Here is a 19232-nt window from a genome sequence, read left to right as displayed (position 1 = left end):
ACACAATGATAAAAACAAAGGATGGGGTGCCATCCTTTGTCGTTTTCACCGATTTATAAATAAAAATCTTCAGGGAAGTTATGACTCAACAAGACATTAAATTCATTGCCTTTGACCTAGACGGTACTTTGCTTGATAGCGTGCCGGATCTAGCGGTTGCGGCAGACCAAGCCGTTCAAGCTCTTGGTTTTCCTTCTGTTTCAGAAGAGCAGGTTCGTGACTATGTTGGTAACGGTGCAGACGTGCTGATTGGACGCTCACTAAGCCAAAGCCTGACCATCAACCCAGAGTTGAGTGAAGAGCTTCGTGCAAAAGCGCGTGTACTGTTTGATGACTACTATGATCAAAGCGGTCACAAATTAAGCCACCTTTACCCGACGGTAAAAGAGACACTGGAAGAGTTACACAAAGCCGGCTTTGTTATGGCATTGGTAACCAACAAGCCTTCGAAGTTTGTGCCTGATGTTTTAGAAAAGCACGACATCGCAAAATACTTTGTTGATGTGCTAGGTGGCGATGCATTTCCAGAGAAAAAACCAAACCCAGTAGCACTGAACTGGCTGATGGAAAAACACCAAATCCAACCAAGTGAAATGTTGATGGTCGGCGACTCGAAGAACGACATTCTCGCGGCAAAGAATGCAGGCTGTGCCTCATTTGGTCTGACTTATGGTTACAACCACGGTGAGTCTATCTCAGCATCAAATCCAGATTTTGTCGCTGACAGTTTGGCAGAATTATTGGACGTTGTAGCGGTTTCTGCATAACGGCTACAAAAGAGCTTCCAAAATACTCGTTAATGAGTACACTGAGTAAACCGTGCACCTATTACTGCACGGTTTTTTTCATTTAATTAGATTAAGAAGTCAAAGGAATCATTCTAATGAGCAAACCCATTGTATTGAGTGGTGTTCAACCTTCAGGTGAACTAAGTATCGGTAACTACTTGGGTGCTCTACGTCAATGGCAGCAGATGCAAGACGATTATGATTGCCAATACTGTGTGGTAGACCTTCACGCGATTACGGTTCGTCAGGACCCTAAAGCGCTGCATGAAGCGACTCTAGACGCACTGGCGATCTGTCTGGCAGTTGGTGTTGACCCGAAGAAGAGCACGTTATTTGTTCAGTCACACGTACCAGAGCATGCTCAACTTGGTTGGCTTCTTAACTGTTACACCCAAATGGGTGAACTGGGTCGTATGACGCAGTTTAAAGACAAATCTGCACGTTACTCAAACGACAGTTCGAGCCAGTTTGGTGATGTAAACGTTGGTCTGTTTGACTACCCAGTACTGATGGCGGCAGACATCCTGCTGTACGGCGCACACCAAGTGCCTGTAGGTAGCGACCAGAAGCAACACCTAGAGCTAGCGCGTGATATTGCTAACCGCTTTAACAACATCTACTCACCAGAGCAGCCAATCTTCCAAGTGCCAGAGCCTTACATTCCGACGGTAAATGCGCGTGTAATGAGCCTTCAAGACGCAACCAAGAAGATGTCTAAATCTGATGACAACCGTAAGAACGTTATCACGCTGTTGGAAGAGCCTAAGTCGATCATTAAGAAGATCAACAAAGCGCAAACCGACACAGAAACGCCACCGCGTATCGCTCACGACTGGGACAACAAGGCAGGTATCTCTAACCTAATGGGGCTGTACTCTGCGGCAACAGGCATGAGCTTTGAAGAGATTGAAGCGAAATACCAAGGCGTTGAAATGTACGGTCCATTCAAGAAAGACGTTGGTGAAGCTCTAGTTACTATGCTTGAGCCAATTCAGGCTGAATACCACCGCATTCGTGCTGACCGCGCTTACATGAACGAAGTAATGAAGCAAGGCGCTGAGAAAGCATCGGCACGTGCGGCTGAAACGTTGAAGAAAGCGTACGAAGCTGTAGGTTTTGTCGCTCGCCCATAGGTAAAATTCGAATACAAAAAAGCTCCACCATTGGTGGAGCTTTTTTTATGCTTATTTTCTGGAAGAGGCTTCTTCCTCGCAACGTGCCATATTGTAGTACTCGGCACGTCCTCGTGGTCCTGCAAACCATGCTTTTATAACAAAACCGCGTTCCGTGAAGTAACGCAGATCCTCGCATGCGATTTGATAGCTTGATTCGGTAATCGAAACTGGATCCCAAGCGTAACGCGAGAATCGCGGCAACTGAGCGGTGAAAGTAATCATCCCCTCATCACTTACATCAAAGTGTTCATACTGGTTAAGCTCGGCTTTAGCGTTCTCAATTAAGTGTTGGGTTGTGTTCGGCTTTAATGGTTGGCTTGTCTTGAGTTCGTCTGGGATGGCTTGGCATCCAGCAAGAAATACCGAGCAAGCGAGAGTTAGCGCAACTGGTTGAAATCGTCTCATTTTCAGTCCTGTTTTTAATATGAGTTTTTATGGATATCCTGCTGCGTTGTTATAACCCCTGATTATCAAATTGACTAGGTGTTAGTGTCGAAAATAATGATTAATTTATAAAATCAGCCATTAAAAGGAGAATGATTCGCAATAAAATAAAGAAAATGAACCACTAAATTAGCAAGTGTTGATGTTTATTGCTCGGAAAATGACCTAAGTAATATACGAAACAGCCTTGTTAAAACCATTATTAATATTTTGCTTAACATTATGGGAAATATAAAACTGAGTAATTGATCTAATTTTACATATTTAAAGTTATTGTTAATTCTGTTAACAACAAAATCTGTTGAATGTATAAAACACCTCATAATAATAACTAAATATTTGTGAAACATTTCTCAATTAGCATGCCTTTTACTTTTCTTTTTGCATAAAAAAGAGAGATTTATCTAGTTAATAAATGAATCAAGTTGAACTGTGATCTTCCTCACAAGGAATAGGTCAGGAGACTTTTCGCGCTCAAAACTTACCGATTAAACACTCAATAGTATTGGTTAAATAAACGCCAGAGCCCAGTTTGACATATAGAACGAAATTCCATTTGAAATTAAATACAACAAGGAAATAGGCATGCTGAAAAGAAATGCAGTGGCTATAGCGATCTCTTCGCTATTTATGGCGACAGCGGTCAATGCTGCGACCATATATGAAGATGACAACGGAGACTTTCTAAAACTGTATGGCGAAGTGGGTGTTGGCGGACATGTTGGCGCAAACTACGAATACGGTGAATTTTACACTGATGAAAAAAGCTACATCGATGACTCTTTCGCTACGTTAGGCGTCAAAGGTAAGCGAGACAAAATGCACTACCGTCTAGAGCTAGATTATGAACGTGAGAATTGGAAGCACGGTTCTGGCGATCTAGTTCTAACCATCGATAAATTATTTGTTGGCTACGATGTGTGGGAAAACCAGTACATTGAAGCCGGCCTGACGGATACAGCATTTGATGATTACGATAAGTGGGGTGACTTCACTTTTGATACAACTGTAGAAACTGGTGAAGCTGGTGACCAAGACGTAACAATCAAATACGAAGGTCGTTACTTTGATGATGTAAAAGTCGGTGCTTCATACACTTACGGTGGTAAGTCTTCATCTGGTTCTGAGCTGGGTGACATTGTGAACGGCTACATTGGCTACTTTGGCGATAGCTTCTCAGCTGTTGTTGGTTTAGAAGGTCGCGGTGGTTCTGATGGTAAGTCGAAGTACGGTGAACAACGTTTGATTGGTTTTGGTATGCGTTACGCAGTTAACGACACCATTCACTTAGGCTTCAACGCGTTCTACGAAGAAGAAGATATTGCTCGCAAAGAAACGGTTATCGATAACACCGATAAAGAGAACAAGCAAAGCATCTTCAATGATTACCAGACCCAAGAAAACCAAGGTGCTTTGGTTTCTGCGAAATACATTTTCACCAAGCAGTGGGAGCTCGTGGGCTCTTACAACTACGAAGAATATGAAGCGTGGGATCCAAGCAGTGATGTTTGGGATGGTAAGCGATACAGCTGGGGTACAAGCCGCACATGGGGCACGCTAGGCGTGAACTACAAACCAACCAGCTCAAGCATTATTGCGCTTGAAATGAACGCTGGTGATGCTGCTCAAGACGCTTACGCTTATGCGCGCGTTTACTTCTAACCCACGATAGAGAGATTTCCCATGAATAAAAAAATGACCCTACTCGCGGGTGCGATTAGTAGTGTGCTAAGTGGCGCAGCATTTGCGGATATTAACGACATCATTATTTCTGAGTATGTTGAAGGCTCGGCATCAAATAAAGCCGTCGAAATTACCAACATAGGCTCTGCAGCACATACCTTTGACGGTACACTGTCGCTGTACTACTCGTCTTACAAAAACCAGATTAAAGATAAAGATGGTAACAACGTACTGAAAGGTAAGGATGGTAGAACTTTACAACCTGGTAAGAGCATCGTTGTTATTAATGGTGACGCGGGTGCTGAAATGCGAGCGTTCATTGAACGTTTGGGCGGTAAGGACGTGACAGTTGTTGCTGGTACTTACGATGAAGTAAAACACTCAGCAATGAACTTCAACGGTGATGACGCAGTGTGGTTGGGTACAAGCTCAGCGGAAGCGGACATTAAGGATATCTTTGGTACTTACGGTTACAAGGGCGATAAGCTTTGGGATGACCGAACCATGCGCCGTAAAGCAGGTTCAACACAAGCGACGACATATGATGAATCTCAGTGGGACAAGTTTGCAAAAGACGACTTCGGTGGTCTTGGTGATCCTACTGCAGTAAATAACGATCCAATTACACCACCAGAAAACACGCCATGTGCTGATGCTGCAGGCAGTCTTTCTTACAAAACCATTGGTGAAGTGCAAGGTGAAGGTTATTCATCGCCTCTGATTGAGTCTGGTTACGAGTCGGCAGATGAGTACTTAGTGACAGGTGTTGTGAGTGCGGTAACTACGAATCTAGTGAAGGGTTTCTTCCTTTACGACAACAATGCTGATGGTAATGTTAAGACATCAGACGGTGTGTTCGTTCAGACGAAAGGCGAGCTGTCTCAAGACATGGTTGGTCAACAAATCTGTGTTCGTGCCAAAGTAAAAGAGAACTATGGTGTAACAACACTGATTCCAACGAATGACATTTGGGAAGTAGAAAACGCTTCTCAGGTACCACCAACACCAGTTGATATGGTTCGTATCGATAGCGATGATGAAAACTTCCGTTCGACACTGGAACGTCTAGAAGGCATGCCTGTTCGATTGGTGAAAGATATGGATGCAGCTGAAGATGGCGAGCAGAACATGCGTGTTTCTCGTTCGTTCAGCTTTGATTTTGATAGCTTCCGTAACAACATGGTATTGGCATACAAGCGTCCAAATCCACAGCCAAACCAAGATCATGTAGCAGGCAGCGCAGAATCTCTGGCACAAAAAGCAGAAAACAAAGACTTCCGTGTTTATGTTGATACCGATGCTAAAGCACCAAATGGTCAAATTCCTTACTACCCAGATTTCTTTGCTGATCCAAAGAAAAACTACATCCGCATCAACGACTCTGTCGTTGGTTTAGAAGGTGTTCTGCATTACTCGTACAACGAGTTCCGTTTGATCCCAACGAATACGGTTGATAGCAAAGCGTTCATCCACAATACCGATCGAACTAAAGCGCCTTCGATCAAGGAAACAAACGATGCGTACTCTGCGGCTGATTCATTCAACATTCGTATCGCAACACAAAACGTACTGAACTACTTCAACTCACCATATGGCGGTTCTGATAACAGCTTTGGTGACAACCGTGGTGCTGAATCACAGCTGGACTTTGATCGTCAACAAGCCAAGATTGTAGAAGCAATTTACGGTCTAGATGCGGATATCGTTGGTTTGATGGAAATCGAGAACAACGGTTTCGGTGACTTTGGTGCAATCAATGAATTGCTTGCCGCAATCAATGCGAAGTACGACGATGAAGATTACGGTGACCGTAATAAGTCAAACTCTATCCACAACCGTTACGTGTTCGTTGGTTTTGATAAAAACGGCGACACCATTCTGGATGACCAAGATACGGTCGGCTCTGATGCGATTACTACAGGTATTATTTACCGCCCATCAAAAGTCTCTGTGATCTCTGGTCAAGTTATCCCGATGCCAAGTCAACATGCACCAATGATCGTCGATGAAAACGGTGCTCCAATCACAGACAGCAAAGGTGAAATCCGTGAGAGCGGTGATAACTACCAACGTAATACGGTAGCGGCTACTTTCCAAGTCTTGAACACAGGTAAGCGTCTAACGGTTTCGGTAAACCACTTGAAATCTAAAGGTTCGACTTGTTACGAAGATTGGAAAGGTTGGGAAACATGGGAAAAATTCGATCCTTCAAAAGATAATGTGAAGAGCGATGATGACTTCCAGGGTTCTTGTGAGAACTTCCGTGTTGCTGCGGCTTACCACCTAGGTGAAGAGATGGCGAAGATCGAAGGTGACAAAGTAGTTCTTGGTGACATGAACTCTTACGCACACGAAGATCCAATGCTGGTTCTAACGTCTAACCCAACAGGTAAAACTCTGACTGCAGCGGGTTACACCTTCATTGGTAAACTGCCTCAATTTGGTCCAGAAGGCAAAGTCATTACTAAGACTTACGGTTACATCAACGCGGTTGATCGAATGATGCCTGCAGGCGAAACGGCTTGGAGTTACTCATACAATGATGAAGTGGGCTCGTTGGATCACCTATTGATCTCTGGTTCACTAGATAAGCGCTTAATTGATGCTGTTGATTGGCACATTAATGCGCCAGAGTCGTCACTGTACGATTACAACAGCAAGTACAAGGGCGGTGATACGAATGAACCAAACCCATTCTACTCACAAGACCCATACCGTTCGTCTGACCACGATTCTGCTCTCGTTACACTAGGCTACAAGTACGGTGAGGCTGGTGAGCGACTTGTGACAATCGCAACGAAGAGCGGTCGCGCAGATATCGGTTACGCAGTTCCAGCGACGGCTCAAAAGGGTGATGTAGCAACCTTGTCTATTTCTCCTGTTCCGGCTGATGCTCCAGCACTACCAAAAGTGACACTGGATAAAGATGGTGCGCAAATGGTGATGTTTGATTCAGCAAAACTACCAGTTGGTAAGTATGAGCTGACGATGACTCTGAACAACGAAACTTCAGGTGTTGTTAACCAGAAAGTGACGGATGTGGAGTTTATTAAACGTGATTCAAGCAATGTGAAACCTGTTCACCCAGAAAAAGATGGTTCTGGTGGTTCATTTGGCTTTGGCGCGCTACTTGCGATGCTAGGTCTAGGCTTCCTACGCCGTCGTCGCTAAGCGAATTTATTTCCTGACAAACAGTTTCTAAATAGCTGTAAAGACCAAAGGCCAGCCTATGCTGGCCTTTTTATTCAGCAAAAACTTGCCTTTCTTGCTTGGTATAGCAAAATACCGCCCTTGATTGTCACGAACGTGGCGATTCACCACTTAAGCATTGCCAAAACGGATTGGAGCAACCGACCTTTTATGTTGTTGATCATCGATAACTACGACTCTTTTACCTACAACCTTTACCAATACTTCTGCGAGCTTGGTGCAGACGTAAAGGTGGTGCGTAACGATGAAATCGACATCCAAGGCATTGAGGCGCTCAACCCAACTCATTTGGTGATCTCTCCAGGTCCCTGTACCCCTGACGAAGCGGGTATCTCTCTACAAGCTATCGAATACTTTGCTGGTAAGTTACCAATCTTAGGCGTTTGCCTTGGTCATCAGGCGATTGCGCAGGTGTTTGGAGGGGAAGTGGTACGTGCTCGACAAGTGATGCACGGCAAGACATCACCAATTCGTCACAACGGTCGCAGTGTGTTTAAAAACCTTAATAACCCACTTACGGTAACCCGCTACCACTCTCTCGTGGTGAAAAACGGCACATTACCTGATGTGTTTGAATTGACCGCTTGGACTGAACTGCCTGACGGAGCCATGGACGAAATCATGGGTTATCAGCATAAAACCCTGCCAATTGACGCGGTACAGTTCCATCCTGAGTCGATTAAGACAGAACAAGGTCACGAACTGCTTGCGAACTTTCTTGCGCGCAAAGCGATCTGATCGCGATCACCTTTCTTAACAAATTCTTCATGTTTTTCGCCTGAGAATGGGAATGCAAAACTATGCGTTCTGTCTATTTGGTGGCGGCTATTCATTTTTCTCCTTTCTTTCTAAACCTTGCTATACATAACTTTTATAAAAAATCGCTTCTCTATTTGCGTTTCTTGGTGCATAAATAATCATAGATAGTGAGTATGGGTAGTCGCGCTCGGAAGCGAAAAGAATAAATCACTATTGAAATGGTTAATTAAATGTAAATACAATGCCGCAATAGCTTAAATGCAAAACATTATTTGCTGGCAAAGAGTGCCGGTTAAATTCGCTTATCTGCTAGGCATGCGGTATCAAGAAGGAATGTGCAATGACAACGGAAAACAAAGTAGAGCGCGGTTTATTCGATGAGGTAATGGTACCTTGCTATAACCCGATGGAAATGATCCCTGTAAAAGGTGAAGGTTCACGCATTTGGGATCAGAACGGAAATGAATACATCGACTTTGCTGGTGGTATTGCGGTGAGCTGTCTTGGTCATTGTCATCCAGTTATGGTGAACGCATTGACTGAGCAAGGTAACAAGCTTTGGCACCTAAGTAATGTTATGACTAACGAGCCAGCACTGCGATTGGCGAAGAAGTTAACAGAAGTCAGCTTTGCTGAGCGAGTGTTCTTCGCTAACTCTGGCGCAGAAGCAAACGAAGCGGCACTAAAGCTAGCACGTCGTTACGCAGCAGACGTTCATGGTACAGAGAAATCTGAAATTATCGCATTCAAACAAGGTTTCCACGGTCGTACTTTCTTCACGGTAACAGTAGGCGGTCAAGCGGCTTACTCAGACGGTTTTGGTCCTAAACCTGGCGATGTGACACACCTTCCTTACAACGATATCGAAGCACTTCAAGCACACATGTCGGATCGCACTTGTGCCGTAATGATGGAGCCTCTGCAAGGTGAGGGCGGCATCATTCCACCAACTCCTGAATTCGCTCAAGCGGTTCGCGAGCTGTGCGACAAGCATAACGCACTGTTGATCTTCGATGAAGTGCAAACTGGTAACGGTCGTACGGGTCACTTCTACGCATACCAAGGTCTAGGCATTACGCCAGACATTCTAAGCACAGCGAAATCACTGGGTGGCGGTTTCCCTATCGGTGCCATGTTAACGACGGCAAAATTGGCTGAGCACATGAAAGTGGGCACGCACGGTTCAACTTACGGTGGTAACCCACTAGCGTGTGCAGTTGCAGAAGCGGTTGTTGAAGAAGTGACAAAACCAGAAGTACTGGCTGGCGTACTAGAGCGTGAAGCGATGTTCCGTGAAGGTCTGGAGAAGATCAACGCGAAATACAACATCTTCTCTGAAGTGCGCGGTAAAGGTCTACTGCTTGGTGCTGCACTGAATGAAGAGTGGCAAGGTCGTGCGCGTGACGTACTGGTTGCTGCAGGTAAACAAGGTCTCATGGTATTGGTTGCGGGTGCCAATGTCGTACGTTTCACACCATCACTCGTTATCACACAACAAGAAATCGAAGAAGGTTTGGCGAAGCTGGATAAAGCGATCGCAACGCTGGTTTAAGCGCGATCTCCGCTTATCGTCAACCTAGACACCCCCATCAAGGATCTCTGATGGGGGTATTGTTCCTACAATATAGTTAGGATCTTCTTGCATCTGGAGGGAGTATTGATGCTAGTAGTTCGCCCTATCGCAATGTCGGATTATGACGCGCTGCACACCTGTGCGGTTGAGTCAGGTCATGGATTTACATCTCTACCGGTTAACGAAGAACTGTTAACCAATCGAATCAAACACTCAGAATACAGTTTTGGCAAACCTGACGTTAAGGAAGCCGGTGATGAAGGCTACCTAATGGTGGGTTTTGAATCTGAAACTGGTGAAGTGGCAGGTACCACAGGTATTGAAGCTTCGATCGGCTGGGATGTGCCTTTTTATTCTTACCACATCAGCAAAGTGGTGCACTCGTCACCAAAGCTTGGCGTAAACAACGTGGTGAAGCTGCTGACGTTTGGTAATAACTACACGGGTAACAGTGAAATCTGTACCTTGTTCCTACGTGAGAAATTCCGTGGTGGCTTGAACGGGCGTCTGATGTCCAAGTGCCGTTTCTTAATGATGGCAGAGCACCCAGAACGTTTCTCAGAAACCATCTTTGCTGAAATGCGCGGCGTATCAGACGAGAACGGTAACTCGCCATTCTGGCAGTGGCTTCAAGAGCATTTCTTCTCTATCGATTTTACGCTTGCGGATTACCTTACCGGTATCGGCAAGAAGGGCTTTATCGCCGACTTGATGCCGAAGTTGCCAATCTACATCAACCTACTGAGCCCAGAAGCGCAAGCTGTGATTGGTAAAGTGCACGACAACACACGTCCAGCATTGAAGCTGCTTGAGCGTGAAGGTTTTACCAACCGTGGATACGTCGACATTTTCGATGGTGGTCCAACGGTGGAATGTGACTTACGTAATATCGAATCGGTACGCCACTCATTCCGCGCGCAAGTCAAAATCTCGGAGCACACCAGCACACAAGACTTCTTGATGTGTAACTCATCATTCGAGAACTTCCGTGCAGCCGCAGCAAAAGCAGCGTATGACGCAGAAACGCAAAGCGTAGTGCTTGCACCAGAATTGGCGGATGCACTCTTGGTTGAGGAAGGGGATTTTGTTCGCCTTCTTCCGCAGTAACTGACGACAGAATTTAAGGATAGAAACAATGACACATTGGATTGCAGGTGAATGGGTACAAGGTCAGGGTGAAGCATTTACGTCTCTGTCGCCTTACAACCAAGAAGTGATCTGGCAAGGCAACGGCGCAACAGCAGAGCAGGTTAACCAAGCGGTATCTGCGGCGCGTGAAGCGTTTGTTGATTGGAAGAAGCGTCCATTTGCAGAGCGCGAAGCGATCGTGTTGGCTTTTGCTGAGAAAGTAAAAGAGAACAGCGAAAAAATCGCTGAAGTGATTGCTAAAGAAACCGGCAAGCCAATCTGGGAAACACGCACCGAAGCGGCTGCAATGGCAGGTAAAATCGCGATTTCTATTCGTGCTTACCACGACCGTACGGGCGAAGCGACACGTGAAGCCGCAGGCAACCAAATTGTATTGCGTCATCGCCCACTAGGTGTGATGGCGGTGTTTGGTCCTTATAACTTCCCAGGTCACTTGCCAAATGGTCACATCGTGCCAGCACTATTGGCTGGTAACACCGTGGTCTTCAAACCGTCTGAGCAAACGCCATGGACGGGTGAACTCGCTATGAAGCTGTGGGAAGAGGTCGGTCTACCAAAAGGTGTGATTAACCTAGTCCAAGGCGCGAAAGAAACCGGTATTGCGCTGGCGGATGCGAAAGGTATCGATGGCGTGCTGTTTACTGGTAGTGCAAACACAGGTCATGTTCTACATCGTCAGTTTGCTGGTCAGCCGGGCAAAATGCTGGCGCTTGAAATGGGTGGCAACAACCCGATGGTTATCTCGGATAACTACGGTGACTTAGACGCAACGGTTTACACCATCATCCAATCTGCCTTCATCAGTGCAGGGCAACGCTGTACCTGTGCTCGTCGACTATACATTCCATTTGGCGACAAGGGTGATGCAGTCATTACTAAGCTGGTGGAAGCGACACGCAATATTCGTGTAGGCCAACCATTTGCAGAGCCTGCGCCTTTCATGGGACCGCAAATTTCGGTAGCGGCGGCCAAGTTCATTCTCGATGCACAAGCGAACTTGCAATCACTGGGTGGCGAAAGCTTGATTGAAGCAAAAGCAGGCGAAGCGGCGTTTGTTTCTCCGGGCATCATCGATGTGACGAACATTGCCGAGTTGCCAGATGAAGAGTACTTCGGCCCACTTCTGCAAGTGGTGCGCTATGAAGGGCTAGAGAAAGCAGTAGAGCTGGCGAACGATACGCGCTTTGGTCTATCTGCAGGTCTGGTTTCAACCGATGACCAAGAATGGGAATACTTCGTGGACCACATTCGTGCTGGCATCGTGAACCGCAACCGTCAGCTGACGGGCGCAAGTGGTGATGCGCCATTTGGTGGTCCGGGTGCGTCGGGTAACCTACGCCCTAGTGCTTACTACGCAGCAGACTACTGTGCGTACCCAATGGCATCAATGGAAGGACAAGAGACGGTCTTACCTGCCACATTGAGCCCGGGTGTAAGCCTGTAATAGAGAAACACGAAGTGGTGACAAAGTATCGCCGCTTCTCTCTGTCGGAGCTATTTACCAAGTTAGGATTCTGGTAAGCGCGCTGGCAAACGCCAAAGGCGAGCTTAAGACTCTCCAGAGCGTGTTGACTGACTGGCACTTATGCCACACATACCGTCACAGGTTGATGACCGCTCGTTCGTGATTCTGGACAGCCCACGGGCTGTGAACGAGCGGTCAACTTCCTCTTACCCCTAACTCTACATTTCATAACAAGGAGTCGTTATGACGCCCGATGTGTTATTTGAATCGCTATGGCAAGACTACATTCAACGTCTTTGCCCTTCTGCTGCTAAAGTTCATCAGCTTCTTCAAGAAGATGAGCCTCTGATTAATGACCATATTGCGCTACGTACGTTTAATGTCGCTCCCCTAGGCATTGAAACGTTAGCGAAGCCATTCCTAGCGGTGGGTTACAAAGCCTGTGGTGACTACGTATTTGAAAGCAAAAAGCTGGTGGCAAAACATTTTGAGCACCCAGATCCGAAACAGCCAAAAGTCTTCATCAGTGAATTGAAAGTGGATGAGTGCTCACCAGAGCTACAAGCCATCGTTCATAAACTGGTAGAGCAGGTTGATGCGTCTAAATTGACCAGCAGTGACTTCTTGTACGGCGGACGTTTGTGGGACCTTAGCTATGCTGACTTCCAGATCTTAGCGAAAGAGAGTGAGTACGCTTCTTGGCTTGCTGCGCACGGTTATGGAGCGAACCACTTCACGGTGAGTGTGAATCAACTCAATCAGCATGAAGAAGTGAAGCAAGTGAACGACCACCTACGCACCGTAGGCTTTATCATCAACGAGAATGGCGGTGAAGTAAAAGGCACGCCAGAGGTGTTACTAGAGCAATCATCGACCATGGCAGACAAAGTGCCAGTGACCTTCACTGAAGGCGTTGAGGTGATTCCTGGAGGCTTCTACGAGTTTGCTAAGCGCTACCCAATGGATAACGGTGAGTTGTACCCAGGGTTTGTAGCTGCATCGGCAGATAAGATCTTCGAGAGTACCAACGGTTAATAGATACAAGACGAGAGCCGCTTCGCTTCGAGAGGGTTTTTACTTGGGGCTTCATCTCAAAGGATGAAGTCCGTTGTGAAGTGCAGTGCTCTCGACTCTCAATGTCTAACTCCCAAAAAAGAAAAAGCCACCAAACTTGCATTTGGTGGCTTTTAAATTTTTTAAACGTTAATCGAGATTAACGAGTCCCGTAAACAACGATAGTCTTACCGTGCGCAGAAATTAGGTTCTGCTCTTCTAGCATCTTCAAGATACGACCTACTGTCTCACGAGAACAGCCAACAATTTGACCGATTTCTTGACGAGTGATCTTGATTTGCATGCCGTCTGGGTGCGTCATCGCATCTGGTTGTTTAGCAAGGTTCAGAAGAGTCTGAGCGATACGACCAGTTACGTCTAGGAACGCTAGGTCACCCACTTTTTGGCTAGTAACTTGTAGACGACGAGCCATTTGCGCCGAAAGACGCATTAGGATGTCTGGGTTAACTTGGATAAGTTGACGGAATTTCTTGAAAGAAATCTCTGCCACTTCACAAGGAGATTTAGCGCGAACCCAAGCTGTACGCTCTTGGTCTTCTTCGAATAGACCAAGCTCACCAATGAAGTCGCCTTGGTTTAGGTAAGAAAGGATCATTTCCTTACCTTCTTCGTCTTTGATAAGAACCGCAACAGAACCTTTAACGATGTAGTACAAAGTCTCTGCTTTTTCGCCCGCGTGAATTAGCGTGCTCTTTGATGGGTACTTATGAATATGACAGTGTGAAAGAAACCACTCTAATGTTGGGTCGGTTTGAGGTTTACCTAGAACCATAATATCTCACTTCCTCTGCAGGGTACGCTTGCGCTATCCATATTTTAGCTAAGCCTGAATTGGCTTACTAGAATAAGAGCACTTTTTATATGCTGCAAGCTCTCTTGTGTTTCGGTTAGAAATAGTATCCTTTTTCGGAAACGATTTCTTGATTTTAATCGTGCCATGATTGAGATTTTGTAAGCAAAACTGTGCACATGATCACGGTATGAAAAGTAAACACTCAATTAACGAGGTTTTTAGCCAATTTTCCCGGTTTCGATGAGTTGCTGCAGAATCGGTCTCACTATGAGCTCCATTGCAAAGCTCATCTTACCGCCAGGAACCACAATGGTGTTATGGCGAGACATGAAGGAGCCATCAATCATCGCCAACAAATACGGGAAGTCGACATTCTTGATACCGCGCAGGCGGATCACCACGAAGCTTTCATCCAAGCTAGGGATGCCTTTAGCGTTAAGTGGGTTAGAAGTATCGACGGTTGGTACGCGTTGGAAGTTGATATGTGTGCGAGAAAATTGCGGGGTAATGTAGTTCAGGTAATCGTCCATCGAGCGCACGATCGAATCCATCACCGCTTCTCTTGAATGACCACGATCGCGCGTGTCACGAACAAACTTTTGGATCCATTCCAAGTTCACAATCGGCACCATGCCAATTAGAAAGTCGACGTGACGCGCCACATTGACATCACCATCTACCACGCCACCGTGTAAACCTTCGTAGAACAGCACATCGCTGTTTTCTGGCAGATCTTGCCAAGGCGTAAAGGTGCCCGGCATTTGGTTGTATGGAACGGCTTCATCAAAAGTGTGCAGATAGCGGCGCACGCTGCCAGTGCCATCTTCACCGAACTTACGGAAGAACTCTTCTAGCCCCGGAAAGTCATTGGCTTGTGGACCAAAGTAGCTGATGTGTTTGCCTTGCTCACGCGCTTTGCGGATTTCGACATCCATCTCTGGACGTGTAAAACGGTGGAAGCTGTCACCTTCAACCCACGCTGGTTTGACGTTCATCATATTGAACATCTTGCGGAAGGCTTCAGAAGTGGTGGTAGTGCCGGCACCGGACGAACCAGTAACCGCAATGATTGGGTGTTTCGCTGACATGACAAACCTTGTCGAAAATTACTTACCTGTAAAGTGCAGCACACGTATGCTGCACGGTCGATAACCCACTATAGCACGTAACAAGCCCTTGTCATCGAGTGGGATACGGTAAAATGTGAAGGGTCTAAAACTTTGCTTTTAGTTGGATATCAACCGTTTCATGAAGCTCAGAAAATACGATGACCGCTTCGCCTTTCTCTAATTGGGTTTTGACCTGATCGATTTTACTCTGCAGTGAAACTTCGACTGAGCCGTAGTCGGTGCCTTCACGTAGCACGAATTCGCGGATCAGGTTTTCTAGTGTCTCTGGCGAAATGTCTTGCCATGGAATGATCATAAATACCTCAAACTTTTATGATGTTTAAGCGCGCCTCTTAGGTTATTGATGTCTGGCGCGCCTAGATAGTTTACTGTGTTCGTGGCACGGATACAGCAGAAAGGTACTCAGCGGCGATACTTTCGTAATAAGCCGGTAATGCTTCTTCTAACCAGAATTTAGGTTTTAATGCCGTGCCCGTCAGGAAGCCAACGTGTCCACCATGTTCATAAAGCCGATAATCAATGTTGTCTGGCAATACGAATTTTGGGATAACCTCTTCGGTCATAAACGGATCGTCTTTGGCGTGGATGATCAAGGTTGGCAAGGTGATCTGTTGCAACTTGCTTAAGCCTGAACATTGATCGTAATAATCTTGCGCGTCTTTAAAACCATGCAGAGGCGCGGTGATCAAGTCATCAAATTCATACAAGCGAGTCACGCGTTTGATCGAGTTATACGACAAGGCGAGTTCACCTTGGATTAAGTCGTGCTTTTGCAGTGCATTGCGTTTGAGTGAAGAGAGCAAGTAACGTCGGTAAACTTTCGAGAAGCCCTGCTCAATACGATTGGCACATGCTGCCAAGTCCAGTGGTGCAGAGACAATGGTTGCGGCACTTAATATTGGGTCGTCTTTATACTCAGCCAAGTAGTTCGCCAGCATGTTACCGCCAAGGGAAATGCCGACCGCAACTTTAGGGTTGTTAGGGAATTGCTGATTGAGTTGCTGAAGAAAGAAACGAGCATCCGTTACTTCGCCAGAATGATAGGCGCGGGCTTTCTTGTTTGGCTTACCGCTGCAACCACGAAAGTGCATCATCACTGACAGCCAACCCGATTTAGAGAAGGCGTTCATCAAACCGTTCGCATACGGACTATAGAAGCATCCTTCTAAGCCATGAAAGAGGACGAAGATTGGTTTGTTGTGAGCGGCTTCAGAATCTGGCTGTTGTGACCACGCCAAATCTAAGAAGTCACCATCCGGTGTATCGAGTGTTTGCCAAATAGGCGTAAACAACGCTTTCTTGCGGATAAAGCGTGGCAATAGCGTCTGAAGATGCGGGTTCTTAATCCCGGCGGCTGCGAAAAATTGTGTCATACCTAACTGCTCTTATATGGTCCTTCAATGTTCGCTGAAGAACTTATTAATATAATCCTTTATAGCTTTAGTATAGATATTTTACTGGTTTATGACTGATTTATGGATATTGAATGTTTGGAACTGGAATGGAGAATGCCTGTTGCAGATGCTCTCCACCTAACTGGCGACAGTATCTCAGCGTCAGTGGTTCGCCATCATTCTTGACTAATTTGAGTGAGTTGACGCAGTCGACGAGGTCGGACTGTTGCTGTTTTTCGAGCTGCAATTCGAACTGCAATGCTTCGCGATAAAGCGCGTCATTAACTTGTGATTTGAGGTGGCGACGAAGTTCACGGTAAGAGTGGAGCAGAGTTTCACTTCGACTAAGACAGCCTTGAACTAAATGCCAGTCTTGCTCTTGGAAAATCACCTGCTGCTCATCGAGCCATCTGAGCAGCAGTAATAGGTTCACATTGCCGTGGTAGTTGTTTTGCAATGATAAGCACGCTTCCTTCACTTCTCGCACACCATAAAATTGCAGACTGAACTGCCAAAGGTGTTCTAGGGTAAGAGTGTATTCTGCGTGCTCGTTTGTCATTGATTAAACTCTAGTTCCATCTGCTCGAGTGTTTCTTGGGCAGACATCCATTCCATTTCTACTTCTTCAAGATCTGCTTTGCTAGAAGCTTGAAGCGCCAACACTTCGTTAAGTTTAGCCTTGTTTTCGGCTTCATACAGCGAGTTATCCGCTAATTGCTCTTCTGCTTTTGCTAGAGCTTCACCTAACTTATCCATTTTGTTTTCTAACTGTGTCAGCGTTTTGCGAATTGGTGCGGTCTGCTTACGAAATTCTGCTTCGCGTCGCTTTTGCTCTTTTTTCGCCGCTGCACTGTTGGCGTTATCTTTAACTGGCTGAGCCGCTTGTGCTTCTTTACGCTCGGCTTTTTGTTGCTCGGTCAACCACTTGTAGTAATCGTTCAAGTCACCGTCGAATGGTGCGACTTGGCGATCGTGCACAAGGTACAAATCATCTGTGGTTGCACGCAATAGGTAGCGATCGTGCGAAACAATCACCATCGCACCTTCGAATGTTTGCAGTGCCATGGTCAGTGCTTGGCGCATGTCCAAGTCCAAGTGGTTGGTCGGTTCATCGAGTAGCAATAGGTTCGGTTTCTGCCACACAATTAATGCCAATACCAAACGTGCTTTCTCACCACCTGAAAACGGTGCGACTTTCTCAAGCGCTTTATCACCTTGGAAACCAAAGCTACCTAGATAATCACGTAGCTGCTGCTCGGTTTGATCTGGTGCGATTTGCATCATGTGCTGCAGCGGTGTTTCTTCTGGGTGCAGTGTTTCTAGTTGGTGCTGAGCGAAGTAACCGATCTTCACGCCTTGTGAATAAGTGAGATCGCCGCCTTGCGCTTTGAGCTCACCAGACAGCAATTTGATCAAGGTTGATTTACCCGCGCCGTTACGACCAAGTAGACCAATACGGCTGCCCGGCACTAAGTTAAGGCGGATCTTCTCTAAGATCAGGTTGTCACCGTAGCCTGCCGATACTTCATCCATCATCATGATTGGGTTTGGTAGGGCTGCAGGATCGCGGAACTGGAAACTAAATGGGTTATCGAACTGCGCTGGCAGTACCTTCTCCATACGCTCCAGCGCTTTAATACGGCTTTGTGCTTGGCGCGCTTTTGATGCTTTGTAACGGAAGCGGTCAATGTAGCTTTGCATGTGCGACATCTGTTTCTGTTGCTTCTCGAACATCGCCTGTTGCAGCACCATTTTTTGTGCGCGTTGGTTTTCGAATGACGAGTAGTTACCCGTGTATTCGTTCAGCTGCTGGTTTTCGATGTGAACGATACGACCAACGATCGGGTCCAAGAAGTCACGGTCGTGCGAGATCAGAATCAGCGTACCAGGGTAGTTTTGTAGCCAGCGCTCTAGCCACATTACCGCGTCCAAATCCAAGTGGTTGGTTGGTTCGTCGAGTAACAGTAGATCAGAACGACACAATAGCGCTTGAGCCAAGTTAAGGCGCATACGCCAACCACCCGAGAACTGAGTCAGGTTCCAACTCATTTGCTCTTGGCTAAAGCCCAGACCATCAAGCAGTTCGGCAGCACGTGCGCGAATGCTGTAACCGCCAATGGTTTCAATTTTGCCGTGGATCTCCGCAACTAAGGTGCCGTTGTCTTTCTCTTCGGCGATCGCCAGTTGAGCTTCAAGATCACGGAACTCACGATCACCATCAATAACGTATTCAATTGCGCTGCGGTCTAGTGCAGGGGTTTCCTGTGCTACCCATGCCAACTCCCAATGTTGAGGTTGGCTAAATGAGCCTGCATCAATCGACAGTTCATCTTTTAGTAGGGCAAACAGAGTTGATTTACCACAGCCATTTTTACCAACCAGACCCACTTTGTCGCCTGGGTGAATGGTTGCAGAAGCTTGGTCTAAAAGAGGTTTACCGCCACGCAGTAACTGAATATCAGAGAAGGTAATCATAGAGTTTTAATTCACTTTGCGCAGTGCGCGTTTCTTGGTCGTTGATCTCGCGGTGAATAGTAGGGGTATTGGCGGGAAAAGTCGATCTCTGCGCTTTAATTGCATTATGCTATACAAAAA

Annotated in this window: 16 protein-coding genes; 9 read left to right on the top strand and 7 right to left on the bottom strand. The window is 46.3% G+C overall.

Translation table 11 applies throughout. From position 1 onward, the window contains the following. Window positions 1–80: 80 nt before the first annotated feature. Window positions 81–767: a phosphoglycolate phosphatase gene (locus VHA02S_RS19380; RefSeq protein WP_005438341.1), complete on the top strand. Its 687-nt coding sequence runs from the start codon at window positions 81–83 to the stop codon at window positions 765–767. A gap of 116 nt (window positions 768–883) precedes the next feature. Next, complete coding sequence (gene trpS / locus VHA02S_RS19375) at window positions 884–1921, top strand: tryptophan--tRNA ligase (protein ID WP_005432761.1); 1038 nt, start codon at window positions 884–886, stop codon at window positions 1919–1921. 51 nt (window positions 1922–1972) lie between these two features. On the opposite strand, the gene VHA02S_RS19370 is transcribed toward trpS, so the two are convergent. Next, complete coding sequence (locus VHA02S_RS19370; RefSeq protein WP_005451435.1) at window positions 1973–2368, bottom strand: hypothetical protein; 396 nt, start codon at window positions 2366–2368, stop codon at window positions 1973–1975. 624 nt (window positions 2369–2992) lie between these two features. Between VHA02S_RS19370 and VHA02S_RS19365 the strand changes: the two genes are divergently transcribed. The 7 genes from VHA02S_RS19365 (at window position 2993) to VHA02S_RS19335 (ending at window position 13281) form a co-directional block, all read left to right on the top strand. Next, window positions 2993–4069 (top strand): porin, encoded by a 1077-nt coding sequence (locus VHA02S_RS19365; protein WP_038897869.1) that lies wholly within the window; start codon window positions 2993–2995, stop codon window positions 4067–4069. Between the two features lie 21 nt (window positions 4070–4090). Then, the gene (locus tag VHA02S_RS19360; protein WP_038897870.1) at window positions 4091–7261 is read left to right on the top strand and encodes an ExeM/NucH family extracellular endonuclease; all 3171 of its coding nucleotides are present in this window, start codon (window positions 4091–4093) and stop codon (window positions 7259–7261) included. Window positions 7262–7450: 189 nt separating this feature from the next. Then, on the top strand, window positions 7451–8038 hold the full coding sequence (locus tag VHA02S_RS19355; protein ID WP_038897871.1) for an aminodeoxychorismate/anthranilate synthase component II: 588 nt from the start codon (window positions 7451–7453) through the stop codon (window positions 8036–8038). A 361-nt stretch (window positions 8039–8399) separates the two neighbouring features. After that, window positions 8400–9611, top strand: coding sequence for an aspartate aminotransferase family protein (locus VHA02S_RS19350; protein WP_005438347.1), 1212 nt, complete (start codon window positions 8400–8402; stop codon window positions 9609–9611). A gap of 108 nt (window positions 9612–9719) precedes the next feature. After that, complete coding sequence (astA, locus tag VHA02S_RS19345; RefSeq protein ID WP_005438349.1) at window positions 9720–10739, top strand: arginine N-succinyltransferase; 1020 nt, start codon at window positions 9720–9722, stop codon at window positions 10737–10739. Between the two features lie 28 nt (window positions 10740–10767). Then, a complete protein-coding gene (gene astD, locus VHA02S_RS19340; RefSeq protein ID WP_017819681.1) occupies window positions 10768–12225 on the top strand; it encodes a succinylglutamate-semialdehyde dehydrogenase in 1458 nt (485 codons plus the stop codon). Between the two features lie 264 nt (window positions 12226–12489). Continuing rightward, window positions 12490–13281, top strand: a complete 792-nt coding sequence (locus VHA02S_RS19335; RefSeq protein WP_005451448.1) for a DUF1338 domain-containing protein — start codon at window positions 12490–12492, stop codon at window positions 13279–13281. A 178-nt stretch (window positions 13282–13459) separates the two neighbouring features. Here VHA02S_RS19335 and crp read toward each other — a convergent pair whose 3' ends face one another. The 6 genes from crp to VHA02S_RS19305 all read right to left on the bottom strand — a co-directional run bounded on the left by crp (window position 13460) and on the right by VHA02S_RS19305 (window position 19112). Further along, window positions 13460–14092: a cAMP-activated global transcriptional regulator CRP gene (crp, locus tag VHA02S_RS19330; protein WP_005381432.1), complete on the bottom strand. Its 633-nt coding sequence runs from the start codon at window positions 14090–14092 to the stop codon at window positions 13460–13462. A 239-nt stretch (window positions 14093–14331) separates the two neighbouring features. Continuing rightward, window positions 14332–15201 carry a phosphoribulokinase gene (locus tag VHA02S_RS19325; protein WP_005438358.1) on the bottom strand — a complete coding sequence of 290 codons (870 nt, stop codon included), beginning with the start codon at window positions 15199–15201 and terminating at the stop codon, window positions 14332–14334. Between the two features lie 124 nt (window positions 15202–15325). Next, a complete protein-coding gene (locus tag VHA02S_RS19320) occupies window positions 15326–15538 on the bottom strand; it encodes a YheU family protein (RefSeq protein WP_005451451.1) in 213 nt (70 codons plus the stop codon). 70 nt (window positions 15539–15608) lie between these two features. Continuing rightward, window positions 15609–16616, bottom strand: a complete 1008-nt coding sequence (locus tag VHA02S_RS19315; RefSeq protein WP_009700452.1) for a hydrolase — start codon at window positions 16614–16616, stop codon at window positions 15609–15611. Window positions 16617–16716: 100 nt separating this feature from the next. Continuing rightward, window positions 16717–17196: a TIGR02444 family protein gene (locus VHA02S_RS19310; RefSeq protein WP_038897872.1), complete on the bottom strand. Its 480-nt coding sequence runs from the start codon at window positions 17194–17196 to the stop codon at window positions 16717–16719. After that, window positions 17193–19112: an ABC transporter ATP-binding protein gene (locus VHA02S_RS19305; protein WP_038897873.1), complete on the bottom strand. Its 1920-nt coding sequence runs from the start codon at window positions 19110–19112 to the stop codon at window positions 17193–17195. Before VHA02S_RS19305 ends, VHA02S_RS19310 begins: the two co-directional genes overlap by 4 nt. Window positions 19113–19232 lie beyond the last annotated feature (120 nt).

This window comes from Vibrio harveyi NBRC 15634 = ATCC 14126 = KCTC 12724, assembly GCF_001591145.1.
In the GTDB taxonomy this organism is placed as follows: domain Bacteria; phylum Pseudomonadota; class Gammaproteobacteria; order Enterobacterales; family Vibrionaceae; genus Vibrio; species Vibrio harveyi.
Note: the sequence above shows the minus strand (reverse complement) of the source record. Positions and strands in the feature narration are given on the sequence as shown.